Source organism: Rhodanobacter glycinis, assembly GCF_006438785.1.
Taxonomy (GTDB): domain Bacteria; phylum Pseudomonadota; class Gammaproteobacteria; order Xanthomonadales; family Rhodanobacteraceae; genus Rhodanobacter; species Rhodanobacter glycinis_A.
This window is the reverse complement of sequence record NZ_RCZB01000001.1, coordinates 1,274,851-1,301,646: the sequence shown is the minus strand read 5'-3', so window position 1 is coordinate 1,301,646 and position 26,796 is coordinate 1,274,851. Positions and strand designations below refer to the sequence as shown.

31 protein-coding genes are annotated in these 26,796 nt (G+C 65.1%); 24 read left to right on the top strand and 7 right to left on the bottom strand.

The genetic code is table 11. The annotated features are described in order from the left end of the window. Window positions 1–11: 11 nt before the first annotated feature. The 8 genes from EAH75_RS06290 (at window position 12) to accD (ending at window position 8,377) form a co-directional block, all read left to right on the top strand. A complete protein-coding gene (locus EAH75_RS06290; protein WP_240046181.1) occupies window positions 12–254 on the top strand; it encodes a BREX-1 system adenine-specific DNA-methyltransferase PglX in 243 nt (80 codons plus the stop codon). 165 nt (window positions 255–419) lie between these two features. Continuing rightward, on the top strand, window positions 420–2,768 hold the full coding sequence (locus EAH75_RS06285) for a FimV/HubP family polar landmark protein (protein WP_140650579.1): 2,349 nt from the start codon (window positions 420–422) through the stop codon (window positions 2,766–2,768). A gap of 109 nt (window positions 2,769–2,877) precedes the next feature. Next, on the top strand, window positions 2,878–3,660 hold the full coding sequence (gene truA / locus EAH75_RS06280) for a tRNA pseudouridine(38-40) synthase TruA (protein WP_140650582.1): 783 nt from the start codon (window positions 2,878–2,880) through the stop codon (window positions 3,658–3,660). Beyond that, the gene (locus EAH75_RS06275; RefSeq protein ID WP_140650585.1) at window positions 3,657–4,280 is read left to right on the top strand and encodes a phosphoribosylanthranilate isomerase; all 624 of its coding nucleotides are present in this window, start codon (window positions 3,657–3,659) and stop codon (window positions 4,278–4,280) included. Before truA ends, EAH75_RS06275 begins: the two co-directional genes overlap by 4 nt. After that, window positions 4,277–5,290, top strand: coding sequence for a cupin-like domain-containing protein (locus EAH75_RS06270; protein WP_140650588.1), 1,014 nt, complete (start codon window positions 4,277–4,279; stop codon window positions 5,288–5,290). The genes EAH75_RS06275 and EAH75_RS06270 overlap by 4 nt, the downstream gene beginning before the upstream one ends. 161 nt (window positions 5,291–5,451) lie before the next feature. Further along, window positions 5,452–6,663, top strand: a complete 1,212-nt coding sequence (trpB, locus tag EAH75_RS06265; RefSeq protein WP_140650591.1) for a tryptophan synthase subunit beta — start codon at window positions 5,452–5,454, stop codon at window positions 6,661–6,663. After that, window positions 6,660–7,460: a tryptophan synthase subunit alpha gene (gene trpA / locus EAH75_RS06260; RefSeq protein ID WP_140650595.1), complete on the top strand. Its 801-nt coding sequence runs from the start codon at window positions 6,660–6,662 to the stop codon at window positions 7,458–7,460. Before trpB ends, trpA begins: the two co-directional genes overlap by 4 nt. A 47-nt stretch (window positions 7,461–7,507) precedes the next feature. Continuing rightward, window positions 7,508–8,377, top strand: a complete 870-nt coding sequence (gene accD, locus EAH75_RS06255) for an acetyl-CoA carboxylase, carboxyltransferase subunit beta (RefSeq protein WP_140650598.1) — start codon at window positions 7,508–7,510, stop codon at window positions 8,375–8,377. A 466-nt stretch (window positions 8,378–8,843) separates the two neighbouring features. On the opposite strand, the gene EAH75_RS06250 is transcribed toward accD, so the two are convergent. Next, the gene (locus EAH75_RS06250; RefSeq protein ID WP_140804792.1) at window positions 8,844–9,407 is read right to left on the bottom strand and encodes a phosphatase PAP2 family protein; all 564 of its coding nucleotides are present in this window, start codon (window positions 9,405–9,407) and stop codon (window positions 8,844–8,846) included. Then, complete coding sequence (locus tag EAH75_RS06245) at window positions 9,376–10,536, bottom strand: glycosyltransferase family 4 protein (protein WP_140805062.1); 1,161 nt, start codon at window positions 10,534–10,536, stop codon at window positions 9,376–9,378. The genes EAH75_RS06250 and EAH75_RS06245 overlap by 32 nt, the downstream gene beginning before the upstream one ends. Window positions 10,537–10,694: 158 nt before the next feature. Here EAH75_RS06245 and EAH75_RS06240 point away from each other — a divergent pair, with 158 nt between their 5' ends. After that, on the top strand, window positions 10,695–11,129 hold the full coding sequence (locus EAH75_RS06240) for a DUF4399 domain-containing protein (protein WP_140650604.1): 435 nt from the start codon (window positions 10,695–10,697) through the stop codon (window positions 11,127–11,129). 39 nt (window positions 11,130–11,168) lie between these two features. On the opposite strand, the gene EAH75_RS06235 is transcribed toward EAH75_RS06240, so the two are convergent. Then, complete coding sequence (locus tag EAH75_RS06235; RefSeq protein WP_240046182.1) at window positions 11,169–11,987, bottom strand: transporter; 819 nt, start codon at window positions 11,985–11,987, stop codon at window positions 11,169–11,171. A 30-nt stretch (window positions 11,988–12,017) separates the two neighbouring features. Here EAH75_RS06235 and gltX point away from each other — a divergent pair, with 30 nt between their 5' ends. The 15 genes from gltX (at window position 12,018) to hisIE (ending at window position 23,732) form a co-directional block, all read left to right on the top strand. Beyond that, complete coding sequence (gene gltX / locus EAH75_RS06230) at window positions 12,018–13,418, top strand: glutamate--tRNA ligase (RefSeq protein WP_140804790.1); 1,401 nt, start codon at window positions 12,018–12,020, stop codon at window positions 13,416–13,418. Between the two features lie 33 nt (window positions 13,419–13,451). After that, window positions 13,452–13,748: a hypothetical protein gene (locus tag EAH75_RS06225; RefSeq protein WP_140804788.1), complete on the top strand. Its 297-nt coding sequence runs from the start codon at window positions 13,452–13,454 to the stop codon at window positions 13,746–13,748. A 36-nt stretch (window positions 13,749–13,784) separates the two neighbouring features. Beyond that, window positions 13,785–14,270, top strand: a complete 486-nt coding sequence (locus tag EAH75_RS06220; RefSeq protein WP_140650613.1) for a transcriptional repressor — start codon at window positions 13,785–13,787, stop codon at window positions 14,268–14,270. Window positions 14,271–14,369: 99 nt separating this feature from the next. Then, window positions 14,370–14,804, top strand: a complete 435-nt coding sequence (locus EAH75_RS06215) for a MerC domain-containing protein (protein WP_140650616.1) — start codon at window positions 14,370–14,372, stop codon at window positions 14,802–14,804. Between the two features lie 73 nt (window positions 14,805–14,877). Continuing rightward, a complete protein-coding gene (locus EAH75_RS06210; RefSeq protein ID WP_140650619.1) occupies window positions 14,878–15,822 on the top strand; it encodes a cation diffusion facilitator family transporter in 945 nt (314 codons plus the stop codon). Window positions 15,823–15,887: 65 nt separating this feature from the next. Continuing rightward, window positions 15,888–16,049 carry a 30S ribosomal protein THX gene (locus EAH75_RS06205; RefSeq protein ID WP_113724308.1) on the top strand — a complete coding sequence of 54 codons (162 nt, stop codon included), beginning with the start codon at window positions 15,888–15,890 and terminating at the stop codon, window positions 16,047–16,049. Between the two features lie 216 nt (window positions 16,050–16,265). Beyond that, a complete protein-coding gene (locus tag EAH75_RS06200; RefSeq protein ID WP_140804786.1) occupies window positions 16,266–16,601 on the top strand; it encodes a YerC/YecD family TrpR-related protein in 336 nt (111 codons plus the stop codon). After that, a complete protein-coding gene (hisG, locus tag EAH75_RS06195) occupies window positions 16,598–17,491 on the top strand; it encodes an ATP phosphoribosyltransferase (RefSeq protein WP_140650625.1) in 894 nt (297 codons plus the stop codon). The genes EAH75_RS06200 and hisG overlap by 4 nt, the downstream gene beginning before the upstream one ends. 43 nt (window positions 17,492–17,534) lie before the next feature. Beyond that, window positions 17,535–18,842 carry a histidinol dehydrogenase gene (gene hisD, locus EAH75_RS06190; RefSeq protein ID WP_140804784.1) on the top strand — a complete coding sequence of 436 codons (1,308 nt, stop codon included), beginning with the start codon at window positions 17,535–17,537 and terminating at the stop codon, window positions 18,840–18,842. Then, a complete protein-coding gene (gene hisC, locus EAH75_RS06185) occupies window positions 18,839–19,930 on the top strand; it encodes a histidinol-phosphate transaminase (RefSeq protein ID WP_140804782.1) in 1,092 nt (363 codons plus the stop codon). The genes hisD and hisC overlap by 4 nt, the downstream gene beginning before the upstream one ends. Beyond that, window positions 19,927–20,994 carry a bifunctional histidinol-phosphatase/imidazoleglycerol-phosphate dehydratase HisB gene (hisB, locus tag EAH75_RS06180; protein ID WP_140804780.1) on the top strand — a complete coding sequence of 356 codons (1,068 nt, stop codon included), beginning with the start codon at window positions 19,927–19,929 and terminating at the stop codon, window positions 20,992–20,994. Before hisC ends, hisB begins: the two co-directional genes overlap by 4 nt. After that, entirely contained in the window at window positions 20,994–21,584 is a 591-nt protein-coding gene (gene hisH, locus EAH75_RS06175; RefSeq protein ID WP_140650639.1) for an imidazole glycerol phosphate synthase subunit HisH, read from the top strand. The genes hisB and hisH overlap by 1 nt, the downstream gene beginning before the upstream one ends. Continuing rightward, window positions 21,581–22,309 carry a 1-(5-phosphoribosyl)-5-[(5-phosphoribosylamino)methylideneamino]imidazole-4-carboxamide isomerase gene (hisA, locus tag EAH75_RS06170; RefSeq protein WP_140804778.1) on the top strand — a complete coding sequence of 243 codons (729 nt, stop codon included), beginning with the start codon at window positions 21,581–21,583 and terminating at the stop codon, window positions 22,307–22,309. Before hisH ends, hisA begins: the two co-directional genes overlap by 4 nt. After that, complete coding sequence (gene hisF, locus EAH75_RS06165) at window positions 22,303–23,073, top strand: imidazole glycerol phosphate synthase subunit HisF (RefSeq protein ID WP_140804776.1); 771 nt, start codon at window positions 22,303–22,305, stop codon at window positions 23,071–23,073. Before hisA ends, hisF begins: the two co-directional genes overlap by 7 nt. Before the next feature lie 20 nt (window positions 23,074–23,093). After that, on the top strand, window positions 23,094–23,732 hold the full coding sequence (gene hisIE / locus EAH75_RS06160; RefSeq protein ID WP_140650648.1) for a bifunctional phosphoribosyl-AMP cyclohydrolase/phosphoribosyl-ATP diphosphatase HisIE: 639 nt from the start codon (window positions 23,094–23,096) through the stop codon (window positions 23,730–23,732). A gap of 6 nt (window positions 23,733–23,738) precedes the next feature. On the opposite strand, the gene EAH75_RS06155 is transcribed toward hisIE, so the two are convergent. Genes EAH75_RS06155 through EAH75_RS06140 form a run of 4 tightly spaced genes read right to left on the bottom strand, consistent with a single transcriptional unit; the run spans window position 23,739 to window position 26,685 of the window. Beyond that, on the bottom strand, window positions 23,739–24,770 hold the full coding sequence (locus EAH75_RS06155; RefSeq protein WP_140650653.1) for a C13 family peptidase: 1,032 nt from the start codon (window positions 24,768–24,770) through the stop codon (window positions 23,739–23,741). A gap of 15 nt (window positions 24,771–24,785) precedes the next feature. Then, entirely contained in the window at window positions 24,786–25,478 is a 693-nt protein-coding gene (mtnC, locus tag EAH75_RS06150) for an acireductone synthase (protein ID WP_140650657.1), read from the bottom strand. Then, complete coding sequence (locus EAH75_RS06145) at window positions 25,475–26,038, bottom strand: 1,2-dihydroxy-3-keto-5-methylthiopentene dioxygenase (RefSeq protein ID WP_140650661.1); 564 nt, start codon at window positions 26,036–26,038, stop codon at window positions 25,475–25,477. The genes mtnC and EAH75_RS06145 overlap by 4 nt, the downstream gene beginning before the upstream one ends. After that, window positions 26,035–26,685 (bottom strand): methylthioribulose 1-phosphate dehydratase, encoded by a 651-nt coding sequence (locus tag EAH75_RS06140; RefSeq protein ID WP_140650666.1) that lies wholly within the window; start codon window positions 26,683–26,685, stop codon window positions 26,035–26,037. The genes EAH75_RS06145 and EAH75_RS06140 overlap by 4 nt, the downstream gene beginning before the upstream one ends. Window positions 26,686–26,796 lie beyond the last annotated feature (111 nt).

Sequence of the window (26,796 nt, the reverse complement as noted above, 5' to 3'; positions counted from 1 at the left end):
TTGGTTTTGTGATGATCTCAGCCGCCTGGGCCAGCCCTGACCAGGCCGGACCGGCAGCATCGTCGCTGCCCTTGGTTCATCAGCGCGTGGTCCGAAGCCAGGCCGAAGTGAAACGACTGGAACGGGATCTGGCCAGGCAGGAATCGGACAGCAAGCAGGCCAGCAAGCGTCTGCAGCAGCAGGATCAGGCCATCGCCGAACTGCAGAAACAGCTGCATGAGCTGCAGGCCGGGTCGTCTGCTGGCCAGCATTGAACCTGTCGTTGCGGTGAGAACACACCGCAGCAATGCACTGCAAGTATTCGCCGCAGCTATTGTTGATTGGCCTGCATATAACTAAAGTGGCACCTCGTTTGCCGCTGTAGCCGCCACGGCGGCGACACCACAAGAGTTGCGCCAAGATCGTTCGGGGGAACACGCATGAATCGTTCGTTGAAGTTGTCGATGCTGATGACACTGGCACTGGGCAGCAGTCAGGCCATCGCATTGGACCTTGGCCAGATCCAGGTCAAGTCGGCGCTGGGACAGCCGCTGCTGGCGGAAATCCCACTCCACCCGGCCAATCCGGCGGAGTTGCAGAATCTCACCGTCCAGCTCGCCTCCAGCGAGGAGTTTGCCCGTGCCGGCATCGTCGGCGGTCGCACCACGATTCCGCTGCATTTCAGTGTGGCGAACATCGCTGGCGGCAAGGTCATTCGCATCACCAGCAGTCAGGCAGTGGACGATCCCTATCTCGATCTGCTGCTCGAAGTGAACAGCAACGCGGGCAGGAGCGTGCGCGAATTCGCCATCCTGCTTGACCCGTCCAGCGCACCGACCGCCGCTCCGGCCGCCGCCGCACCGACGCGGGCGCCAACGCCAGCTCGGTCCGCACAACCACGGGCGACGCAGGCACGCGCCGCGCCGGCCCCCAAAACCGCTGCAACGGTCAGCAACGGCCAGTATGGTCCGGTCGAGCGTGGCCAGACGCTGTCGTCGATCGCACGCAGCAGCGCACCGGCAGGTGTCGATATCCAGCAGATGATGCTGGCGTTGAAGCAGGCCAACCCGGATGCGTTCTACCGCGACAACATCAATGCGCTGAAGAGCGGCGCGGTCTTGCGCGTACCAACCTCCGCCGAGGCGCAGGCCATGACGATCGCCGCTGCGATGGCCGAAGTGCGCCGCCAGAACAGCGACTGGCGCGCCGGGACCCCGGGCAAGCCCGCGGTCGTGGCCGATACGGCGACGCGTGCGTCTGCCTCCAGTGCGCCCAGCAACACGGCCAGTGACGCGGGCGATCGCCTTGCCCTGGTGCAGGCGAAAGATGGTAACAACGCCGGCGCCCCGGGCAGCCAAGCTGCCGGCAAGGGCGACAAGGCTTCCGCCGGCATTCGTCAGGATCTTCTGCGCAGCCAGGAAAGCCTGGCCAGCCTGCAGCAGCAAAGCACCGAGCTGAAAACCCGCCTGAAGGATCTGGCGGACATCAACAGCAAGAATGAACACCTGTTGTCGCTGAAGGACAGCGAGATCGCCGACCTTCAGGCCAAACTGGCCGCCGCGCGCAAGTCCGGTGGCCTTCCGGCCGCCGCGCCGGAAACCGCGCCAACGCCATCGCCGGCAACCAGTGTGCAGAAGACGCCGCTGTCGGAAGCTCGTATGGAAACCGCCGCGGCCAGCACCTCGGCCAGCGCGAACACGGTGCCTGCCGTGACCAGTTCCAGCACCATGACGACGACTCCCGCTGTTGCATCCACGGCTGCCGTGGCCAGCAACACCTCCGCGCCGAGCACCGCCGCCGTCACCCCGGAGCCCGCCAAACCAGCCGCCAAGCCCGTCAGCAAACCCACTCCCGTGTCTGTGGTCGAGCAGCCCTGGTACATGCAGACATGGACCTGGGCCGCGGCTGCCGGTGCGATCGTGCTGCTGGTGCTGTTGGCGCTGCTCGGTCGTCGTCGCAAGCCTGCAACGGCGTCATCGAAGGGTGCATCGTCGCTGGCCGATCGTTTCGGTTCGGCATCGGTCGACCGCGACCTGGTCGACGGCGAGGACGTCGACCAGGAAGAACTGCTGGACCAGTTGGCCGAACATCCGGACGACATCGGCCTGCATCTGGAACTGGTCACGCTGTATTACTCACGGCGCGATATCGAGCATTTCGAGGCGGCTGCCGAAGCCATGCATGCCCACATCACCGATCCGCAGCAGGACGAGTGGCAGGACGTGATGCACATGGGTGAGGATCTGGTGCCCGCGCACCCGCTGTTCGACCACCATCCCGAATTGCCGGTGCATGACGAAACCGAGGCCCGACGCGAGTTTGATATCGATGACTACGCGGACGAAAGCGATGCGCCCACCGTCGTTTCGACGATGCCGCCATTGCCGTCCGGTGCGCCGAAGAAGGTCAGCGAATACAACTTCAACTTCGACCTGACCAAACCGGTTGGCGCCGAACCGCCGCATCCGCCGGCAGCAGGGGACGATGCCACCGTGGTGGCGCCGCTGGCAGCGAATACTCCCGCACCGGATACCCGTGCGGCACCCGCTGCCGAAGCGGCTTCGAGCTGGCATTTCGACGATTCGGACAGCGCGCACCAGACAGCCGGGCAGGGTCAGGATCCGGATGAGTTCAACGACGATCCGATCGACACCAAGCTCGACCTCGCCCGCGCCTATCTGGATATGGGCGACGCCGATGGCGCGCGCGCCATGCTGGGTGAAGTGATGAAGGAAGGCAGCCAGATGCAGCGGGACACCGCCAAGCGTTTGCTTGAGAACCTGCACTGATCGCGGCGGAACTCAGCCTGCAAGGAATCGTCGGGCCGGCCTTGCCGGCCCGATTTCGTTGCGGGCTGCTAATCTGCAGCATCCTTACATCGAGCTTTTGTACCACTTCATGCGTATCGCCCTGGGCATCGAATACGACGGCACCGATTTCTTCGGCTGGCAGCGGCTGACGCAGGGCCCCAGTGTGCAGGCGAAGCTGGAGCAGGCGTTGTCGCGGGTGGCCGCACATCCGGTCGAGGTCAGCTGTGCCGGGCGTACCGATGCCGGTGTGCATGGTCGATGCCAGGTTGTGCATTTCGACACCGAGGCCAGGCGGGACATGCGGGGCTGGATGCTCGGCGCCTGTTCCAACCTGCCTGCCAGCGTGGCAGTGCTGTGGGCGCAGCCGGTACTGGATAGTTTCCATGCGCGCTACGCGGCGCGCAGCCGGCGCTATCGTTATCACATCCTCAACCGGCCGGTGCGCGCGGCACTGGAGGCACGCTACGTCACCTGGGAACGCCTGCCGCTGGATGCCGAACGCATGCACGCTGCCGCGCAGGCGCTGCTCGGCGAGCATGACTTCAGCGCGTTCCGCGCGTTGTCGTGCCAGGCCGCGCATCCGCGCCGCACGATGTTGGCGGTGAGCGTGCGGCGCGAGGGCGAGCAGGTATTCGTCGACATCGAGGCGAATGCGTTCCTGCATCACATGGTGCGCAACATTGTTGGCTCCCTGTTGATGATCGGTCGTCACGAACAACCTATCGAATGGATGGCCGAATTGCTGGCCGGCTGCGATCGCCAGGTGGCCGGGCCCACGGCAGCAGCCTCGGGCCTGACCTTCGTTGGACCGCGCTACGAGACGCACTGGGGCTTGCCGCAGGAAGTGTGTCTGACAGGAGCAGGCCAATGACCCGCATCAAGTGTTGTGGCATGACTCGCGTGGAGGATGCGCTACTCGCCGCGCGCCTCGGTGCGGATGCGATCGGGCTGGTGTTCACTGCGCGCAGCAAGCGGCAGGTGACGCTTGCACGGGCGCGGGAGATCGTCGCGGTGCTGCCGCCGTTTGTCAGCACCGTCGCGTTGTTCATGGATGACGAGGCGAGCCTGGTGCGGCAGGTCATCGAGGAAGTGCGGCCGAGCCTGTTGCAGTTTCACGGCGGCGAACAGGACGAGTGGTGCGCGCAGTTCGGCCGTCCATTCCTGAAAGCCATCGCGATGGGCGAGGGTGCCGCCGCATTGCCACGGCTGCGCGATTACCCGCATGCCACCGGCCTGTTGCTCGATGGCCATGGTTTCGGCGAAGCCGGTGGCAGCGGCAAGGCCTTCGTCTGGTCGTTGCTGCCGGCGGGTCTGGCGCAACCGGTGATCCTGGCCGGCGGTCTGAATCCGGACAACGTCGCTGACGCGCTGCACGCAGTGCACCCATGGGCGGTGGATGTGGCCAGCGGGGTCGAGTCGGCGCCCGGCATCAAGGATCCGGACAAGCTGGCAGCCTTCATTCGTGCGGTGCGGACGACGGACGCGGCATGACCGATACGCCAGCCGCGATCGAGGAGCATGCCGATACGGGCCGGCCGATCGAACTCGGCGACATCATCGGGTTCGATCGGCCGCTGGTGATCCGCGGCCTGTGCCGGGACTGGCCGCTGGTGAAACTCGCCGCCCAGTCGGATACGACGTTTGCCCAGGGGCTGGCCGCGCTCGACAACGGCACCGAGGTCGATGCGTTGCTGATGCCACCAGGCGAAGACGGCATCATCGGCTACAACGCGAACTTCGACGGTTTCAACTACGAGCATCACCGCGTCTCGATCACCCAGGGCCTGCAGCGACTGGCACGGTACAGTCGCCAGGAGAATTCGCCAGGGCTGGCGATGCAGAGCGCACCGATTTCCGCCTGCCTGCCAGGGCTGCTGAACAACCACACCATCCCCTTTCTCGACCGCGCCATCCAGCCGCGCATATGGATCGGGAACAGGGTCACCACACCGGCCCACTTCGACGAATATCACAACGTCGCCTGCGTGATGTGCGGCAGCCGACGCTTCACGCTTTTCGCGCCGGATCAGGCGCCAAACCTGTATGTCGGACCACTGGATTTCGCACCGACCGGCGCGGCGATCAGCATCGCCCGGCTCGATCGCCCCGACGATCCCCGGTTTCCACGGCTGAAGCTGGCGCTGGCCCAGGCGCAGGTGGCCGAGCTGCGCCCGGGCGATGCGATCTATATCCCCCCGATGTGGTGGCATCACGTCGAGTCGCTGCAGCGGATCAACGCGCTGGTGAACTACTGGTGGAAGCACACACCGGCCAACGGCTATGTGCCGGAAACCGCGCTGGGATGCCTGCTTCATTGCATTCTCACGTTCAGGTCGCTGCCGCCGGCAGAACGCGCCGCATGGAAGGGGTTGCTGGACCACTACGTTTTTGACGAGGCAGATCCCGCCGCACACATTCCCGCCGAACGTCGCGGCATGCTCGGTGCTCTCACCCCCGAAATGGTTACGCAACTGAGGGAAACCATTCGCCGCTACTTGTGAGTGCAGCCCGGCCGACGTCGTTGCACATGCGGTCCCGCAGGCTCGGTTCCTGATTTCCCCGACACCGGGGATGCCGCTAAGATGGCTGCTTGCCGCAGTGCGGCATATGTCTTCGCAGGAGCGCACCTCCGCCGTTCCTGCCTTCCGGATCGAATGAGAGCATGAGCAAGATCGTGGATTTCAACGCTTACCCCGATGCGCAGGGTCGCTTCGGCAACTACGGCGGCAGCTACGTCGCCGAAACCCTGATGGCGCCGCTGGCCGAGTTGACCGAGGCGTATCTGCGCCTGCGTGATGACCCGGGGTTCATCGCCGAACTCGACCGCGACCTGAAGCATTACGTCGGCCGGCCCAGCCCGATCTATCACGCCGAGCGCCTGTCGCGGCACGTCGGCGGCGCGCGCATCCTGTTCAAGCGCGAGGACCTGAACCACACCGGCGCGCACAAGATCAACAACACCGTGGGCCAGGCCCTGGTCGCCAAACGCATGGGCAAGCCGCGCATCATCGCCGAGACCGGTGCCGGTCAGCACGGCGTGGCCAGCGCCACGGTGGCCGCGCGGCTGGGCCTGAAATGCGTGGTCTACATGGGCGCGGTCGACATCGAGCGACAGAAGATCAATGTCTACCGCATGAAGCTGCTCGGCGCGGAAGTCGTGCCGGTCACGTCGGGCTCGAAGACGTTGAAGGATGCGCTGAACGAGGCGATGCGCGACTGGGTGACCAACGTCGCCGACACCTTCTACATCATCGGCACGGTCGCCGGCCCGCATCCGTACCCGCTGATGGTTCGCGATTTCAACGCCATCGTCGGCCGCGAAGCGCGCGCGCAGATGCTGGAGGAATACGGCCGCCTGCCCGATGTGCTGACCGCCTGCGTCGGTGGCGGCTCCAACGCGATCGGCCTGTTTCATGCCTTCCTCAACGATGCGGATGTGCGCATCGTCGGCGCCGAGGCGGCAGGCTTGGGTCTGGCCACCGGGCATCACGCGGCGTCGCTGGCCGCCGGCCGGCCCGGCGTGCTGCACGGCAATCGCACCTACGTGTTGTGCGACGACAACGGTCAGATCACCGAGACACATTCAATCTCGGCCGGGCTCGATTATCCGGGGGTGGGCCCCGAACATGCGTTCCTGAAGGATGTCGGCCGCGCCGAGTACGTGGGTATCACCGATGACGAGGCGATGGAGGCATTCCATTTGCTGGCCCGGCAAGAGGGCATTCTCGCCGCGCTCGAATCGAGCCACGCAGTAGCCCAGGCGATCAAGCTGGCGCGCGAGATGCCGAAGGACGGCATAGTGTTGTGCAACCTGTCCGGCCGCGGCGACAAGGACGTGCACACCATCGCTGCACGCGAAGGAGTGCAGGTATGAGCCGCATCGATCGTCGTTTCGCCGCATTGAAAGCGACCCATCGCACCGGCCTGATTCCGTTCGTCACCGCCGGCGATCCGTCACCGCAACACATGGTGGCGTTGATGCATGCACTGGTCGATGCCGGCGCCGACCTGATCGAACTGGGCGTGCCGTTTTCCGATCCGATGGCCGATGGTCCGGTGATCCAGCACGCCAGCGAGCGGGCGATCGCAAAAGGTGTTGGCCTCAACGAAGTACTGGGCTGGGTCGCCGCGTTCCGCCAGCGTGATACGGACACACCGATCGTGCTGATGGGTTACCTGAATCCGGTCGAGATCCACGGCTATGCGCGCTTCGCGCTGGAAGCCGTGCAGGCCGGGGTCGATGGCGTGTTGCTGGTCGATTGCCCACTGGAAGAAGCGGCCGTCTTGAAGCCGCTGCGCGACGCCGGATTGCAGCAGATCCTGCTCGCCGCACCGACCACCGCACCCGCGCGTATGGCGCAGCTGTGCGGTTCCGCAGAGGGTTTCCTGTACTATGTCTCGTTTGCCGGCATCACTGGTGCGGCACACTTGAGTACCGGCGATATCGCTGTGCGTGTGGCGGATATCCGTGCTCGTGCGAGCGCGCCGGTGGCGGTGGGCTTCGGCATCCGCGATGCGACGAGTGCCAAGGCGATTGCCGGTTTCGCCGATGCGGTAGTGATTGGCAGCGCGCTGGTCGAACGGCTGGCCGGGGCGATGGACGCCGAAGAAATAACCGCGCGGACGCGTACTTTTCTCGCGCCGATCCGCGCAGCGCTCGACGCGCACTGAACAACAACGCTGCCCATGGCGGCGCGCACGAATGGCAGGGTGATGCGATGAATTGGCTGCAGAAAATCATGAACCCGCGCACCCGCCCGCAGAGTACGAACGGCGGCAAGGGTTCGGTGCCCGAAGGCGTGTGGGAGAAATGCGGTGGTTGCGGCACCGTGCTGTACCGGCCGGAGCTCGAGCGCAATCTGATGGTCTGCCCGAAGTGCGGGCATCATCACTACATCAGTGCGCGCATGCGACTGGACGCATTGCTCGATGAAGGCTCCGGTCAGGAATTGTGGGCCAGCCTGGAGCCCACCGATCCGCTGAAATTCCGTGACACCAAGAAGTACCGCGATCGCATCACCGCGACCCAGAAAAAGCTCGGCGAGAAGGACGCGATGGTCGCGATGAGCGGCAAGCTCAAGGGGCGCCCGCTGATGGCGGTGGCGTTCGAGTTTGCCTACATGGGTGGCTCGATGGGCTCGGTGGTCGGCGAGAAATTCGCCCGCGCCGCCGAGCGCGCGCTGGCCGATCACAGTGCACTGGTGTGCTTCTCCGCCACCGGCGGTGCACGCATGCAGGAGGCGCTGTTCTCGCTGATGCAGATGGCCAAGACTTCGGCTGCGCTGGCGCGTTTGCGTGATGCCGGCGTGCCGTATATCAGCGTGTTGACCAACCCGACCACCGGTGGCGTGTCCGCCAGTCTGGCGATGCTGGGCGATATCAATATCGGCGAGCCGAAGGCGCTGATCGGTTTTGCCGGCCCCCGCGTGATCGAGCAGACGGTACGCGAGACCTTGCCTGAAGGTTTCCAGCGTTCGGAATTCCTGGTCGACCACGGTGCGATCGACCTGATCGTCGATCGTCGCGAGATGCGCGACAAACTGGCCGATCTGTTCGGCGTTCTGATGAAGGCGCCGCGCGCGGCCTGATGCATGTCGGGTATTGCTGCGAAACGATGCCGCCGTCAGGCGGCATCGTTGTTTTCACCGTGAAGTTTTCCACAGCCACTGTGGACGCATCCCGGTAAAGCCTGTGGACAAGCTCTGTTTGCGGCTTGCCCATCAGGCACTTGCTACGGGCTGATCATGGATTGCGCACGACGAACCTGTCAGTGCCGGCGTGCCTGATTGCAGTTGGCCTGGCAGTTTTCCACAGCGTTTGTGCGCGCCTTCTGTACAAGCCTGTGGACAACACCAGCACGGCCCTTTGTCGACAACCACTTGCTACGCGCTGTCGATGTTTTGCCCAGCGGCGACGTGCTGATGCAAAGTTCTCCACAGCGTCTGTGGAGCACGGCCTGTAAAGCCTGTGGAGAAGTAGGCTATCTGCCTGACCGCAAAGGCGCTTGTGACGGCGTGCGCACGTGCTGCCCAATGCTGGCCCGGTTCGGCAAACTCAGATCAGCGGTGGCATCAGCCACAACGATGCCGTACCAAGGCCGCTGCCGATGGCGATGGCCGCCAGTACATCGCTGGGATAGTGCAGCCCGAGGATCACCCGCGAGGCTGCTACCAGCGCGGTGAAGCCCAGCAACAGCGGCGCAAGCGGCGGATACCACACCAGCGCCACGATGCTGAAACTCACCGCCTGCAGGGTGTGGCCCGAGGGAAAGCTGAATTCATCCAGTGGCGGCACGTGTGCGATCACACCCGGGCAGACGCGGTAGGGGCGCGGGCGCCGCGTCCAGCGCTTGAGCAATCGATAGAGCAGCAGCGCGGTGAGTCCGGTGGCGGCCATGTGTGCGGCGGCGAGCAGTCCGCGATGGCCGCCGAGCAACGCCATGACCACCATCAGCGCGTACCAGAACACGCCATCGCCAAGTCGGCTGATGGCACCGAAGAACAGGCCGACCAGTCGGCGGGTTCCCCAGCGATTGGCCATCACGCAGACACGCCCGTCAAGGGCGAACCGTGGCCCGGGCGAGAGCTCAGGCGTGGGCGACGGTACTCGCATGCTCATGTTGGTTCTCCTGGGCCATCTCGCGCAGCAGGGTTTCGAAATCGCGGATGACCGCCTCCGGCGAAAGTCCCGCCATCTGGACATGGGCTGCACGGCCCATGTGCCGGATCAGGCCCGGGTTGCTGGCCAGCCGGGCCGCCGCGTCGATGAATGCCGCCGCGTTGCCTGATTCGACGCAGTAGCCGTTGACGCCGTCCACGAGATGTTCGCGTGCGGCGCCTTCGGCATACGCCACTACCGGCAGGCCGGCGGCCATGGCTTCGATGATCACGTTGCCAAAGGTCTCGCTGAGGCTGGGGAACAGGAACAGGTCGGCGCTGGCGTAGTGTCGCGCCAGCGCCATGCCACGCTGCACGCCGGCGAAGATGAAATCCGGATGCGCAGCTTCCAGCGCCGCGCGTGCGGGGCCGTCACCCACCCACACATGGCGTGCCTGGGGAACGCGTTGCTGGATGACACGGTACGCCCGTACCGCGAGTTCGAGATTCTTTTCCGGCGCCAGGCGCCCCACGTAAAGCACCACCGGCGTGGCGGCGTCGACGCCCCAGGCGGCCCGCAGTTCGTCATCGCGACGGCATGGATGGAACAGCTGCGTATCAACCGCGCGACGCAACAGGCGCGCATTGGATATGCCCATGTCATGCAGCTCCCGTGCGAGTGCGTCGGTTGGCACGAGGGTTGCCGCCCCGCGCTGGTGGAACCGGCGCAGATAGCCGCGCACCAGCGGCGTGAGCAGGCCGATGCCATAGTGATCGGCATAACGGTCGAAGCGCGTATGGAACCCGCTGACGAGCGGGATGCCCAGTTGCCGGGCGACACGTACGGCGGACCAGCCCAACGGGCCCTCGGTGGCAACGTAGATGGCGTCGGGTCGCTGTTGTGACCAATGCCGGCGCAGCGTGCGAGCCGCAGGCAGGCCGAAGCGCAAGCCGGGATAACGGGGCAGGGCGCTACCGCGCACATGCAGCACGTCGATGCCGGGTTCGTCGAGGTGGGGTTGTGCCTGTCGTGGCCGGATCAGGTCCACGCTGTGGCCGCGACTGGCCAGGCCGGCGGCGAGGCTGTGCACGGTCAGTGCGACGCCGTTGATTTCCGGTGGATAGGTTTCGCTGACGATGCCGATGCGCATGACCTTACCCGTGCTGGCTTGGCCCAGCTTGGTCGGGCGGGGTTGCGGCGGCATGGCGGGTGCGTGACGTTGCGGTGACGTTGGGCAGATCCGATGGGTGGTCCATGTGCCGTGCGCGCGCCTACACTGGCGGGACCTTGTCCCAGTGGAGACTGTTGATGAAACGCATCCTGCTCGCTCTTGCACTGACCACGTTCGCCGCAGGCGCAATCGCCGCCCAGGCTCCCGCCCTGCCAACCACCAAGGCTACCGGCGGCGCCGAGGTCTACATCATTTCGCCCAGCGATGGGGCCACTGTGGGTCAGCATGTCGTCGTGCGCTTCGGCCTCAAAGGCATGGGCGTGGCGCCCGCCGGCATGGCGAAGGAGGGTACGGGTCACCATCACCTGCTGGTCGACGTGAAAGATCTGCCAGCCGCCGGCCAGCCGATCGCGAAGGACGACAACCACATCCATTTCGGTGGCGGCCAGACCGAGACAACGCTCACGTTGAAACCTGGCAAGCACACCTTGCAACTAGAACTTGGTGACGCGAACCATATCCCGTTCGACCCGGCCGTGGTGTCGAAGAAGATCACCATCCACGTGAAGTGAGATCGCGCGGTATGCGCGTGTCGGGATCGCGTAGGGAAGTCAGTGGCCGAGGTAGACCGATACGCCGAGATTGCTCTGCCATTCGGCAGCGGTTCCACCCAGGCGATGATCGAAGCCCGCGTCGACCTGCACGCGCGGGTTGACCATCCAGGTCAGGCCGGCACCCGCAACGGTGCCACTGGCCTGGTTCGCCGAATGCAGCAAGGCAGCTTCTGTGTAGAGCGTCAGTGTTCGGGTCAGCGTGTAGTTGTCGCTGAACGCCATCGTGGTGCTGTCCCGGCCACCGCTGCGCACTTCTTCAAGGTATGCGCCCAGTGAGTTGCGCTGGTTCGCCTGCAGATTGAACTGCGCGCCGAGCAGATACTGGCGCTCGTCGCTGCGGAAATCCTTCGCACCATCGGTGAATTCGACACTGCTCAGCAAGCCCCAGCTGAAGGCCTCGCCAGCCGAGGGCAGGGCGAGTTTCAGGCCCAGCCGGGTGTCACCGTGGCCGCGGCTGCGGGAGTGGATGCCATCGGCGTTTTGTCGAAGATAATTCCATGGCGAACTGCCCAGTTGCAGCTCCACTGGGCCTCCGATGCCGAGGCGTAGCAGGCTGTCGGTGCTGTACTGCGAGCTGACTGCTCCATCGCTGCGGTCGCGGCTCCAGTCTGGCAGCCCCTGTTCGATGGTCATCTCACCCGCTGCCAGCGCGACCGGCGTGAAGCCATAGCCGGGGCGATCATAGCCGGGGTTGTCCGCCAGCGCCGGCAGGGCGATGCCGAACCAGACCCACAGCAGCACGACAAACGAGCGCGATAAGCAACGTGCCGGTTTCGCCTTAGCTCGGTTGCTGCCACCGTATCGGCTAAAATCCATGACTTGCCCCGCACCTTTTGAAAAGACCCCATGACCGTCCGCACCCGCTTCGCTCCCAGCCCCACCGGTTTCCTGCATATCGGCGGCGCCCGCACCGCACTGTACTGCTGGCTGGAATCGCGCCGTCGCGGCGGCGAATTCATCCTGCGCATCGAGGATACCGATCGCGAGCGCTCGACCGATGCCGCGGTGCAGGCGATTCTCGACGCCATGCACTGGCTTGGTCTGGACGCCGATGAAGGCCCGTTTTACCAGACCCAGCGGCTGGATCGCTACAAGCAAGTGGCCGATGAACTGGTTGCCGCCGGCAAGGCGTACTACGCCTACGAGAGCAAGGCCGAGATCGAGGCCATGCGCGAGGCTGCGATGGCGAAGGGTGAGAAGCCGCGCTACAACGGTTACTACCGCGACCGCAACGAGCCTTTCCGTGAAGATCCCAATCGCGTGATCCGTTTCCGCAATCCGAGCGAAGGCTCGGTGGTGTTCGACGACAAGGTCAAGGGCCGTATCGAGTGGGCGAACAACGAGCTGGACGATCTGGTGATCTTCCGTTCCGACGGCTGGCCGACCTACAACTTCGCCGTGGTGGTCGACGATATCGACATGGGCATCACCGAAGTGATCCGCGGCGACGACCACGTCAATAACACCCCGCGGCAGATCAACATCTATCACGCGCTCGGTGCGAAGGTCCCGGAGTTCGCGCACCTGCCGATGATCCTCGACAAGGAAGGCAAGAAGCTGTCCAAGCGCACCAGTGCGGTCAGCGTGATGGAGTATCGCGACGACGGCTTCCTGCCGCATGCGCTGCTCAACTACCTGGTGCGGCTGGGCTGGTCGCACGGCGACCAGGAGATATTTTCGCGCGAGGAAATGATCGCGCTGTTCGACATCGCCGACGTCAACAAGGCCGCTTCGCGCTTCGATACCGAGAAGCTGGCGTGGCTCAACCAGCATTACCTGAAGACCGACGAGCCACAGTCGCTGGCGCCGGAGTTCGCCTGGCATCTGGCGCGCGCGGGCGTCGACACGTCGCATGGCCCGGCACCTGCCGACGTCATCGTGGCGCTGCGCGATCGCGTGCATACGTTCAAGGAAATGGTCGAGAAGGCCATGATCTGGTACGCGCCGATTGCCGAATGGGACGACAAGGCGGTCGCCAAGCATCTGAAGAACGACAGCGCGGTGGCCGTGCTCGAGGCGGCGAAACCGCTGCTGGCCGGGTGCGAGTGGCAGCCGGGGCCGATCCATCAGGTGATCGAGCAGGTGGCTGCCCAGCTCGAACTGGGTATGGGCAAGATCGCCCAGCCGCTACGTGTGGCGATGACCGGCACGCAGGTATCCCCGTCGATCGATCACACGATCTATCTGGCTGGCCGCGTCGAAGCGCTCAAGCGCATCGATGACGCGATCGTCATGGCGCGCGGTTGATCCTCATCATGTCGCTGACGAACTGACGTCGGCATGGACGAATGGCTGGCCAGGGCTACCCAGGGCGTCGATCTCGATGCGCCGGGTGCGTTCTGGCACGTATTCTTCAACCTGTTGAATATGGTGCCGTGGGCAGCCATGTTCTGGTGGAATCTGTTGTTCGTCGCAGTCGGCGCGTTGCTCGGCTGGTGGCGTGGCCGGTTGTCGGAAAGCATCATGTGGGCAGCGGTGCTGGGTCCGATCGGCTGGATCGTGATCCTGCTGAAGCCCCGCCAGCTGCCCCGCACGAAGCCGCCGCCGTTGCCCGCTGAGCGCCGCCGGGCTCGCTAAGGCGGCGGTGTATGATCGAAAAAAGAGGTATGACCCTTGAGCCGTGACGCCACCGACAATCTGCACGCGCACCCCAAGCATCACCACGATGCCAGGGGTTTCGTGCGCGCGGTGGAACATGCCAGCGAGGAGCGCGGCCTGCGGCTGACCCCGCTGCGCAAGGAAGTGTTGGAGCTGATCGCGGCCGCGCACAAACCGGTCAAGGCCTACGACCTCCTTGATCAGCTGCGCGAGAAGCACGGCAACGCGGCGCCGCCCACGGTCTATCGCGCGCTCGATTTCCTGCTCGAAAATGGCTTTATCCACAAGCTGGAATCGATCAATGCGTTCGTCTCCTGCCATCACCCGGCAGAGGCGCACCAGGTGCCATTCCTGATCTGCGATACCTGCTCCAGTGCGCAGGAAGTCTGCGATGAGCGGGTGGCCGAGCTGATCGAGGCACAGGCCAGGGCGCTTGGCTTTCGTCCGCAGGCGCAGACGCTGGAAGTGCACGGCACCTGCAAGCACTGCCACAAGGCCTGAAAGGCACGCTTCCCGGGTATGGCTTCGTGAAGTGTTATAAAGTAACATGGTCATCACCGGGCATAGAGTCACCACGTTTGGCGGCGCCGGGGCAGGCCGATGGATTCCGAGCAGGCGAACAAATCCCGTGCATGGCAGGTAGCTGATCGCATCGGCGCGACAGCTTCGTTCCTGTGCGCGATCCATTGCGCGCTGTTGCCGTTCGTGCTGGTGCTGTTGCCGGTCGTGGGGCTGGAGTTTCTGGCCGACCAGCGTTTTGAACGTGGCTTTGTGCTGTTTGCCTGCGCGTTGGCGCTGGTGGCGTTGATCCGCGGCTTCCGTCGCCATCAGCGACCGTTGCCGTTGTTGCTTGCCGTCCCGGGCCTGGCGTTGCTGCTGCTCGGCGTCACCTACGCCGAAGGCTATTCGGTGATGCTGCACAGCGTGCTGGTGACCTGCGGCGGCCTGTTGCTGGCCAGCGCGCATTTCGTCAACCTGCGCCGGGACAGCGGCCACAGCGATGACCACGTGCACGACGCGCAATGCGCGCACTGAAGGTTGCCGGCATGCGGTGCGTTCGGACAGCGGGTGATTGTGTAACGGCAAGCGCCGTTCCTAGCATGTGCGGATGAGCATGCCCGCCACACACCCGCACGACCATCCGCATTCACACGAACATGCCCGCTCCGGCGATGGGCGCAGTCGCAAGCTGCTGTTCGCATTTGTCCTGACTACCGTGATGATGGTGGTCGAAGTGGTCGGTGGCATGTGGTCCGGCTCGCTGGCCTTGCTGGCCGATGCCGGCCACATGATGGTCGATGCGCTGGCCCTGCTGCTGGCGGTGGTCGGTGCGTGGATGGCCACCAAGCCGGCGGATGCGCGACGCAGCTATGGCTACGGGCGGATGGAAGTGCTGGTCGGCTTCGTCAATGCGCTGAGCCAGTTCGTGCTGGTCGGCTGGATCGTCTACGAAGCGATCACCCGGTTGCTGCACCCAATGCAAATTCTGTCCGGGATGATGCTGGTGGTGGCTATCGTTGGCCTGCTGGTGAACCTTTTGGTGCTGCGCACGCTGCACGGACATGCGCATGACGATGTCAATCTGGCCGGCGCGAGCCTGCATGTGCTGGGCGACCTTCTGGGTTCGCTGGCCGCGGTACTGGCCGCGCTGGCCATCCGCTGGTTTGGCTGGCTGTGGGCCGATCCGCTACTGTCGCTGCTGGTGTCGCTGCTGATCCTCAGCAGCGCCTGGCGCTTGCTGCGGTTGTCCGCGCACATCCTGCTGGAAGGCGTGCCCGACGGCATGGACAGCGCGCTGGTGGAAGCGTCACTGCGCGGCGCCGATCCCTCGATCCGCGATATCCACCATCTACATGTGTGGCAGCTGGCGTCAGGTTCGCGCATGGCCACCCTGCATGCCGAACTGCACGAGCCTGCCAACAGCGCGCAAGCCCTGCAAGCGATCAAGCAGATGCTGCTTGATCGCTTCCACATCCAGCATGTGACAGTGCAGATTGACCCCGGCAAATGCCTGGACCAGATGCGGGACTGTTCGGGCCAAGGCCATCCCTGACTATGGCCGGTCGGGTTGACCTGCTATGATGTCCGATCATTCATCCCACGATTCAAGGAGTTCCCATGGGTAAGGGCGATCGCAAGACCCGTCGCGGCAAGACCTACCGCGGCAGCTATGGCAATACCCGTGCACATACCGTGTCGCCGGCAGTCGTTGGCGCCAAGCCGACCGTGACCAAGCCGGTTGCTGCGAAGAAGGCTGCGCCGAAAAAGAAATCGGCCTGAGCCTGTTGCTCGCGCCGGTTCGACAAGACCCCCCGCCTAGGCGGGGGTTTTTGTTGGTGGGTACGCCGAGGAAGTGTCGATCGCGGATCACGCGCAGCGGCCGTATTCCGTAAGGCCGCGAAACTGAATGCCGCTGCATGATGCATGGCGGCAGGTTTGTATCCATGCAAAACCATGTGTATGATGCGATCCATTGTATTAATGCGTTAACACATCATGAAGCGTCGTTCGCTGGATCCCGAGACCCCTGACGAGTCCGCCGAGCTCAGTCTCTGCGAGGCACTGTTGTCCCTGAAGAATGCCAATGAAATGGCCGCGTTCCTGCGCGACCTGTGCACTCCGGCGGAAATGGAGGTGCTGGTGGATCGCTGGCGGGTGGTGCCGTATCTGCTTGATGGCGTGGCCTATCGGGAGATACACGAGCGCACCGCGGTGAGCATCACCACGATCGGTCGGGTGGCGCGCTATCTCAATCAGGGCAACGGTGGCTATCTTGCCGCGGCGGCACATGCCTCGCGCCGCGGTGTCCCCGGCAAGAAGGCAAGGGCATGAAGGCCCGCGATCGGTTGCGCATCGCGATGCAGAAATCCGGCCGGCTCACCGAGCCGGCACTCGACCTTCTCAATCGTTGCGGGCTGAGCTTTCGCCAAAGCCGCGACAAGCTGTTCTGCTTCGGCGAGGGCGAGCCGGTCGACCTGCTGCTGGTGCGCGACGACGACATCCCCGGGTTGATCGCGCAGGGGGTATGCGACCTCGGCATCGTCGGACGCAATGTGCTGGGCGAATTCCAGCTCACCGCCGGACGCGAGGCCGAGCCGCTGGCCGAGCTTCGCCCGCTCGGCTTCGGGCGTTGCCGGCTGTCGATCGCGGTGCCACAGGAGCTGGATTACCACGAGCCGCAGCAACTGGAGGGCCGGCGCATTGCCACGTCCTATCCGGGCCTGCTCGGCGAATGGTTGCGCACGCATGGCGTGAACGCTGGCGTGGTGACCCTGACCGGCTCGGTCGAGATTGCGCCGAAGCTGGGTACCGCCGACGCGATCTGCGACCTGGTGCAGAGCGGCGGCACCCTGGTGGCGAACCAGCTGCGCGAAGCCGATGTGCTGCTTGAAAGCGAGGCCGTGCTGGCCGGCCCGCTGACCCTGCCGGTGGACGAGCGCGGCGACATGCTGGAGCTGCTGCTGAAGCGGCTGGATGGGGTGATCCAGGTGCGCGAGTCGCGCCTGCTGCTGTTGCAGACCTCACGCCACACGCTGGAAGCGGTCACCCGCCTGCTGCCGGGCGGTCCGCAGCCGACCCTGCTGGCGGTAGCTGGCCAGCCGGATCAGCTGATGCTGCAGGCGCTGTGCGCCGGCGAGGTGAGCTGGCGGCAGCTGGAGGAAATCAAGAAGGCCGGCGCGCGCGAGATGTTCGTGCTGCCGGTGGAGAAGATGCTGGCATGAAGCAGGTTGGCATGAATCGGGCTCGCATGAAGAACTGGCTGGCATGAAACTTCTGGACTGGAACACACTGGATGAAGCGGCACGCCGCGATGCGCTGGCACGGCCCGCGCAGTCGCGCGCGGATGAATTGCGCCGCGGTGTCGAGCGGATCATCGCCGCCGTGCGCGAGCACGGCGACACGGCACTGCGCGAACTCAGCGCGAAATACGACCGCTGCACACTGGACGCGATCGAAGTGGACGAGGCCGAGTTCGCGGCGGCCGAGGCCTTTCTCGATCCGGCCCTGAAGGCGGCGATCCGCGAAGCGGCCGCACGCATCGAACTGTTCCATCGCGCGGCGGCACCGCAACCGGTGGTGGTGGATACCGCGCCCGGCGTGCGGGTGGAGCGGATGTTGCGCCCGATCAGCCGGGTCGGCTTGTACGTGCCGGCCGGCAGCGCGCCGCTGCCGTCGACCGCCCTGATGCTGGGTGTGCCGGCGCAAATCGCCGGTTGCCGCCACGTGGTGCTGTGCTCGCCGGCGCGCGCCGATGGGCGTTGCGACGAGGCGGTGCTGTATGCCGCGCGTCTCACTGGCGTGCACAAAGTATTCAAGCTAGGCGGCGCGCAGGCGATCGCCGCGATGGCCTACGGCACCGCCAGCGTGCCGAAGTGCGACAAGCTGTTCGGCCCCGGCAATGCCTGGGTCACGGAGGCGAAGCTGCAGGTGTCGTCCGACCCGGACGGCGCCGCGATCGACATGCCGGCCGGCCCGTCGGAAGTGCTGGTGATCGCCGACGCCGACGCGAACCCGGTGTTCGTCGCCGCCGACCTGTTGTCGCAGGCCGAGCACGGACCGGATTCGCAGGTGATCCTGCTGAGCCCGTCCGCCGAATTGCTGGATCAGGCGGCCGCCGAGGTCGAGCGCCAATGTGCCGAATTGCCGCGCGGTGCGATCGCCAGCCAGGCGTTGGCGCAGAGCCGGCTGATTGCGGTCGATTCGCTGGCGCAGGCGGTCGAAGTGAGCAACCGCTACGCGCCCGAGCACCTGATCCTGCAAGTGGCCGCGCCGCGCGCCTTGCTCGACGGCATCGACAGCGCCGGCTCGATCTTCCTCGGCCAGTGGACGCCCGAATCGGTGGGCGACTACTGCAGCGGCAGCAACCACGTGCTGCCGACCTACGGTTATGCGCGCAGCTACAGCGGGGTGTCGGTGGCCAGTTACCAGAAGCAGATCAGCGTGCAGGAAGTCAGCGAAGAAGGGTTGCGCAACATCGGGCCCTGCACGGCGACGCTGGCGGCGGCCGAACAACTGGAGGCGCACCGCCGCGCGGTGACCTTGCGATTGGCCACATTGGAGGCACGATCATGAGCGTGCTCGATCTGGCCCGGCCGGAGATCCTCGCGATGCAGCCGTATTCCTCGGCACGGATGGAGGCCAGCGGCGGCGAGGTCTTCCTCAACGCGAACGAGTCGGCGTGGGCCCCGGTGGGCGACGACGGCCTCGGTTGCAACCGCTATCCCGAACCGCAGCCCGCGGCCCTGGTCGACGCGCTGGCGGCACTCTATGGCGTGCGGCGCGAACAGTTGCTGGTCGGCCGCGGCAGCGACGAGGCGATCGACCTGCTGGTGCGCGCGTTCTGCCGGGCTGGGCGTGACGCGATCCTGATCCAGCCGCCGACATTCGGCATGTACGCGGTGTGCGCACGGGTGCAGGATGCGGGCATCGTCGAGGTGCCGCTGGCGGCGGATTTCACCCTGGACGTGGACGCCGTGCTGACAGCACTGACCCCGGCGGTGAAGCTGGTCTTCATCTGCACCCCGAACAACCCCACCGGCCAGCCGGTGCCGCGCGCTGCGGTCGAGCGGCTGGCGCAGGCGCTGAGTGGTCGCGCCTTGCTGGTGGTGGACGAGGCCTATGTCGAGTTCAGCGACGCGGGCAGCGTGGCGGACCTGATCGACCGCTACGACAACCTTGCCGTGTTGCGCACCTTGTCCAAGGCCTGGGCGCTGGCCGGTGCGCGCATCGGCAGTTTGCTGGCGAATGCCGAGGTGATCGCGCTGCTGCGCCGGATCATGGCGCCGTACCCGTTGCCGCTGCCATGCGTGGAGGCAGCGCTTATGGCGCTGTCCGGCTGGGGCCAGGCGAACGCGCGTGAACGCATCGGCATCGTGCGCGAGCAACGCGTGCGCATGCAGACGGCGCTGCGTCGGTTGCCCGGGGTGCGCGAGGTGTTGCCATCGCAGGCGAACTTTCTGGCCGTGCGCTTCGACGAAGCCAGTGTCGTCTATCAAGGTCTGCTTGCCGCCGGCATCGTGGTGCGCGACGTGCGTCGTTACCCGAACCTCGGCGATGCACTGCGCATCACCATCGGCACGCCGGCAGAGAATGATCGGGTACTCGCCGTACTGAAAAGTCCGGCCATGGATGGACGGGGTGTTGCCGAGGGGGCGGCATGAACAAGCGCAAGATACTTTTCGTCGACCGCGACGGCTGTCTGATCGAGGAGCCGGCCGATGAGCAGATCGACAGCTACGAAAAGCTGGCCCTGCTGCCGGGCGTGATCGCCGCGCTGCAGCGTTTTGTCGCGGCCGGCTACGAACTGGTGATGGTGACGAACCAAGATGGCCTTGGTACGGACAGTTTCCCCGAGCCACATTTCAGCGGACCACATGAACTGTTGTTGCACATCCTCGCCTCGCAAGGCATTCGTTTTCGCGAGGTGCTGATCGACCGCAGCTTTCCGCATGAGGGCAGGGATACGCGCAAACCCGGTGTCGGCATGTTGCGGCATTACCTCGCCGACGACGGCTGGAGCCGCGCGGCGTCGGCGATGGTGGGCGATCGCGAGACCGACCTGCAGTTTGCCGCAAATCTCGGCGTGCGTGGCTTCCGCGTGGGCCCGCTCGGCCTCGACTGGGAAGTGCTGGCGCACCAACTGCTGGATGCGCCGCGCACGGCCACGGTGGTGCGCAACACGAAGGAAACCCGCATCATGGTCAGCGTCGACCTGGATCGGGTGGCCGAGCCGAAGGTGGGCACCGGCCTGGGTTTCTTCGACCACATGCTGGAGCAGATCGGCAAGCACGGCGGCTTCGCGCTGGAGCTGAGCTGCGAGGGCGACACGCATATCGACGAGCACCACACCATCGAGGACTGCGCGCTGGCGCTGGGCGGGGCCTTGAAGCAGGCGCTCGGCGACAAGCGCGGCATCGGCCGCTACGGCTTCACCCTGCCGATGGACGAGGCACAGGCCATCGCGGCACTGGACTTGTCCGGTCGGCCGTACTTCGTGTTCAAGGGCAGCTTCCCGCGCGAGCGTGTGGGCGAGGTGCCGACCGAACTGGTGCCGCATTTCTTCCGCTCGCTGTGCGAAAGCCTGGGCGCGAACCTGCATCTATCTGTGTACGGCGACAACGCGCATCACATGGTCGAGGCCTGCTTCAAGGTGGTCGCACGCACGCTGCGCCAGGCGATCCGCCGCGAGGGCAGCGAGCTGCCCAGCACCAAGGGTGCGCTGTGATGAGCGTCGTCCTGGTCGATGCCGGCGGCACCAATATCGGTTCGGTGCGTTATGCACTGCAGCGGCTTGGCGTGGATGCCGCGCTGACCGCGGACGCGGCGACGATCCGCGCCGCCGACAAGGTGATCCTGCCCGGCGTGGGCGCCGCTGGCCCTGGCATGGCACGGCTGCGCGAGCTGGGCCTGGTCGACGTGCTGCGTTCGCTGGAACAGCCCGTGCTCGGCGTGTGCCTGGGCATGCAACTGCTGTGCTCGCATTCGGAAGAGGGTGACACGGAGTGCCTCGGATTGATTCCGGCACCGGTGCGCCGTTTCGCCGAAGGCCCGGGTCTGCGCGTGCCGCACATGGGCTGGAACCGTCTATCCGTGCAGCGGCCGCATCCGCTGCTGGTCGGGCTGGGCGACGACGATCAGGCGTATTTCGTGCACAGCTATGCGGTGCCGGTGGATGATTTCACCCTGGCCAGCACCGATCATGCCGGTGAGTTTTCGGCGATCGTGGCCCGTGGAAATTTCCACGGCATGCAGTTTCACCCGGAGCGCTCGGCGGCCGTCGGCGCGCGCTTGTTGAAGAATTTCCTCAGCCTATGAGCTTTCACGTCATTCCCGCCATCGATCTGCGCGAAGGGCGCGTGGTGCGCCTGCGCCAGGGCGACTACGCCCAGCAGACCACCTATATGCCCGACCCGCGCGAGTTGGCCTTGCGCTACCTGCATGCCGGCGCGCACTGGCTGCATGTAGTCGATCTCGACGGTGCGCGTTCGGGCAACCTGGACAACCTGGCCGTGATCAAGGCGATTGCCGACCACGGCATTGATGTACAGGCCGGCGGCGGTGTGCGCGACGAGGCCGATCTGCGGCGACTGTATGACGTCGGCGTGCGCCGCGTGGTGCTGGGCAGCGTGGCCATCCGCGATCCGCAGCGGGTGGCCGGCTGGCTGGAGTCATTCGGCAGCGACCGCATCACCATCGCGCTGGACACCCGCCTCGTCGGCAACGACTGGTTGCTGCCGAGTGCGGGCTGGACCGAGATCGAAGCGACCACGCTGGACGAGCTGGCGCCCTGGTATGCCGAGCACGGTGCGCGCCACCTGTTGTGCACCGATATCGAGCGAGACGGCATGCTTGCGGGCTTCAACCTCGAACTGTATCGGCACCTGACCGACCGCGTGCCCGAGCTTGCCCTGCAGGCATCGGGAGGCGTGCGCTCGCTTGCCGATATTCGGGCGGCACGCGAAGCTGGCGCGAAGGCCGTGATCCTGGGACGCGCGCTGCTCGAGGGGCACTTCACGCTGGAAGACGCACTGGCATGTTGAGCCGACGCATCATTCCCTGCCTCGACGTGCGCGACGGCAAGGTGGTCAAGGGCGTGCGCTTCCGCGATCACGTGGTGATGGGCGAGATCGTCGATCTCGCGCTGCGCTACCGCGACGAGGGTGCCGACGAGCTGGTGTTCTACGACATCATCGCCAGTCCGGAAGGTCGCAGCGTGGATCGCGGCTGGGTCGAGAAGGTCGCCCGCGTGATCGACATTCCGTTCTGCGTGGCCGGCGGCATCCGCTCGGTGGACGAGGCGCGCGCGGTGCTGCATGCGGGCGCCGACAAGGTCTCGGTGAACTCGCCGGCGCTGGAGCGTCCTGCACTGATCGACGAACTGGCCGCCGCGTTCGGCGTGCAGTGCGTGGTGGTCGGCATCGACTCGCTGCGCGATGCCGACGGCGAATGGCGCGTGCGCCAGTACACCGGCGACCCCACGAAGACACAGGCACTGCCACGCCGAACGCTGGACTGGATGGTCGAGGCGCAGCAGCGTGGCGCCGGCGAGATCGTGCTCAACTGCATGGGCAGCGATGGCGTACGCCAAGGGTACGATCTGGAGCAGTTGTCGATGGCCCGCGCGATCTGCCAGGTGCCGCTGATTGCTTCCGGCGGTGCCGGTACGCCGGAGCATTTTCGCGACGCCTTCGTGCAGGCCGATGTGGATGGTGCGCTGGCCGCCAGCGTGTTCCATTCAGGCGCGATCGCGATCCACGAACTCAAGCATTATCTGCACGGGCAGGGCGTAGCGGTTCGCCTGTGAGCATCAAGGGACAACCAGCGATGAACGATTCCAATACCGACTTGAGCCGCCTCGACTGGACCAAGGGGGACGGCCTGCTGCCGGCGATCGTGCAGCACTGGCTCAGCGGCGAGGTACTGATGCTCGGCTACATGAATGCCGAAGCGCTGGCGCAGACGCAGGTCCGCGGCCAGGTCACGTTCTACAGCCGCAGCAAGCAGCGCCTGTGGACCAAGGGTGAAAGCTCCGGTCATGTGCTGGCGCTGAAATCGATCCGCATCGACTGCGATGCCGACACTCTGCTGGTGCAGGCCGAGCCGCACGGACCGACCTGCCATCGGGGCACGTCAAGTTGCTTCGGCGACCGAGCCGAGGCCGGTCCGCCGCTCGGCTTTCTTGCCGAGCTCAATGCGCTGGTAGCCAGCCGGCATGCCGAGCGTCCGCTGGGCAGTTACACCACCAGCCTGTTCGAGGGCGGTATCCGTCGCATGGCACAGAAGGTGGGCGAGGAAGGCGTCGAAACCGCACTGGCGGCGGTGGTGCAAGACGATGCCTCGCTGCTCGGCGAGGCGGCGGATCTGATCTTCCATCTGACCGTGATGCTGCGTGCGCGTGGCCTGTCACTGGCTGATGTTGCAGCGTTGCTGTCTGCGCGACACACAACGCGCAACCATCGCTGAATCAGTTCAGGGTGAGGCTGCGCGACGGGTTGTCGCGGGCGTGGCCGGCATGAACGGAACTGCCGGGCCGGCGCTGACTCCCTGGCGCCATAGCGCCAGTTGTGCGGCGATACCGCTGCCAATGTCGATCTGCGGCTCCGAGGGAGTGAGCTTGTCCAGCTTTTCCCATCGGCTGATCTCGCCGCTGGCCTGCTTGAACGCGTCGATGAAATCCGGCGTGCGGTTCAAGGCGTCGACCAGCCACGCCTTGCCGAAGTAGGTGATGTCCGAATCGCTGCCACAACCGAATGAGCTGCGATCGGCGCGGGCGGCGGTGAGCAACAGGGTGCCGGGGCCGCGCAGCGGTGGCACGAATCCGCCGGAATAGCAGGCGTTGACCACCACCACTTTCCACTTGAACCGATGCGCTGCCAGGATTCCCGCCAAGTCGTCGGCGCCGAGCTGATCCAGCGGCAGCGGATCCATGTCCACCAGCAGGGTGTGATCCTCACCGCCGTGGCTGGTGATGTACAGCAGCAGGATGTCCTGATCTGGCACCATTACCTTGTCCAGGCCGGCCAGGCCCGCATCCAGATTGCTCCAGCTGGCCAGTGGTCGGGTGGTCAATGTGGCCGGATTGTTCTCCAGCACCAGAGTATGCGTAGTGGCGCCGAAACGTTTCGCGAACAGCGGCGTGGCGTATTCGGCTTCATTGCGAAAGACGTCTTCACCACCATCGCCAGCAAATACCAGCACGTAGAGATTCGGTTTGCCAGCCACGCGCGGAGTCAGTTCGGCGAGCGCATCGTGCATCATCCGCGGTTGTGCGTAGAGCACTTGTTCCGGGGTCGGGCTCTGGACTGGCCAGTCATCGCCATTGCCGGCATTGCCGCCAGCGACCAATAAGGCATCCGCTGTGTCATTGACGGATGCGGCCGGAATGGCGGTTGCAGGTGCCGGGCGCGCGGTGACCGACGGTGCCACCGGATGGCTGGGCCACCACACCATCAACAGCACTCCGGCAGCGAACGCGAGCACGATGGTCAGGACACTACGCATGGTTGCATTCGCGGGTCAGGTCGAAGGTGTGATCGCGTTGAAGTCGCTGAACACGGGATGGCGGGGTGAATCGGGCAACGCCTGCGGCTCGCGGATCAGCCAGCCGGTATGGACGCCGGCCGACTGCGCGGCATCGAGTTCCTCCACGATGTCGGACAGGAACAGGATGTGCGCGGGCTGCTCGCCGATGGCCTCGGCGATGCGCCGATAGGATTCGGCTTCGCGTTTCGGGCCGGTTTCCGTGTCGAAGTAGCCGGCGAACAGCGGGCTCAGGTCGCCAGCTTCGCTGTAGCGGAAGAACAATTGCTGCGCAGGCACCGAACCGGAAGAGTAGACATACAGGCGCAATCCATCGGCACGCCAATCGCGCAGGCGGGCGGCGACCTCGGGGTACATGTGGGCGCGGTAATCGCCGGCGGCATAGCCGTCCTTCCAGATCATGCCCTGCAGCGCCTTCAGCGCGGTGGATTTGCGGTCCTGGTCGATCCACTGCAGCAGCAACTCGATGATGTCCTGGCGACTGGCCTCGACCAGCCCCGCTTCACGGGCCGTCTCGTGCAGCCAATGCTGCACTTCGGGTTGGTTGCCATGGGTTTCGACGAAGGCCGGCAGCCGCTTGCGTGCATACGGAAACAGCACGTCGCGTACGAAGCTGATCGAGCTGGTGGTGCCCTCGATGTCGGTGACGATGGCGCGGATTTCGGTCATGGCCGTTCGATCCGATGCGGCTGCATCCGCGGAAATTGCCCGGCGATATCGTCACCGGTGAACTGCGCAACCCAGCCGTCCTTGTTGGTGAACAGCCGAATCGCCACGAAGTAGGGTGACTCGCTCATGTCGAACCAGTGGCGGGTGCCATCGGGCACGCCGATCAGGTCGCCCTGCTCGCAGAGGATGTCGTAGACCTTGCCGTCGATGTGCAGGGTGAACTGACCGGAGCCGGCGACGAAGAAGCGCACCTCGTCCTCGCTGTGAGTGTGTTCGCTGAGGAACTTCTGCCGCAAAGTGGCACGCTCGGGATGGTCCGGTGCGAGGCTGATCACGTCGACCGCCTGATAACCTTTTTCGTCCATCAACCGGTCGATATCACGGCGATACGCCGCGATCACCTCATCCTGGCTGGCGCCTGGCGCAATCGGCTGGTTCGCCTCCCACTGTTCAAAGCGGACACCGACCTTGGCCAGTGCATCGGCAATCGCGGCGTGCTCGTGGTGCTCCGTCAGTGGCGATTGCGGTTTTGTCTCGTCGAAGATGCGCAGGTGGCTCATGATGCCCTCAACTTTCTCAGGTCCAGCTCGCAGCCCAGCAGAAACTCCAGCGCCTCCAGATGACGCTGGGTCTCGGCCATGTCGCGGCCCCAGGTATAGATGCCGTGGCCGTCGATCAGATAAGCATGCAGCGGCTTGCCGGCGTCCAGCCACGCATCCACCTGGGCAACCAGGTCGGGCATGTGCTGGGTATTCGGAAACACCGGGATCTCCAGCGTGCTCTCGTGCGTGAGATAGCCGGTGATCGCCTTCTGCAATTCCCAGCCCTGCAAACGGATGACGCCGTCGCTGGCGAACAGTCGCGAGGCGACACTCTGCGTGCGCGAATGGGTATGCAGTACCGCGCCCATATGCGGCCATCGCCGGTAGATCTGGGTATGCAGCGCCGTTTCGGCGCTGGGGCGTGCGTCGGTGCCGACGGCGTGGCCGTCGAGGTCGATCAGCATGATGTCTTCGCGCCCGAGCCGGCCCTTGTGCCGGCCGGAGACGGTAATCGCGGCATGATCCGCGTCGACCCGCATCGAGAAGTTGCTGCTGGTGGCTGGCGTCCAGCCGAGTGCCGCCAGCTCACGTGCAGTCTCCGCGATAGAGTCGGCGCATGCCTCGAACAGGCTGGCCGGGATCGTGCCTGGCAGGGTTTGGCTCATGGTGTTTGGACGTCCAAATGAACCTCAACTATACCATGCACCGGATGGGCTATTGCCTGGAATGAGAGCCATTCGCGCCAGTCAGGAAAAATTGAAGTGGCAGGCGTACCA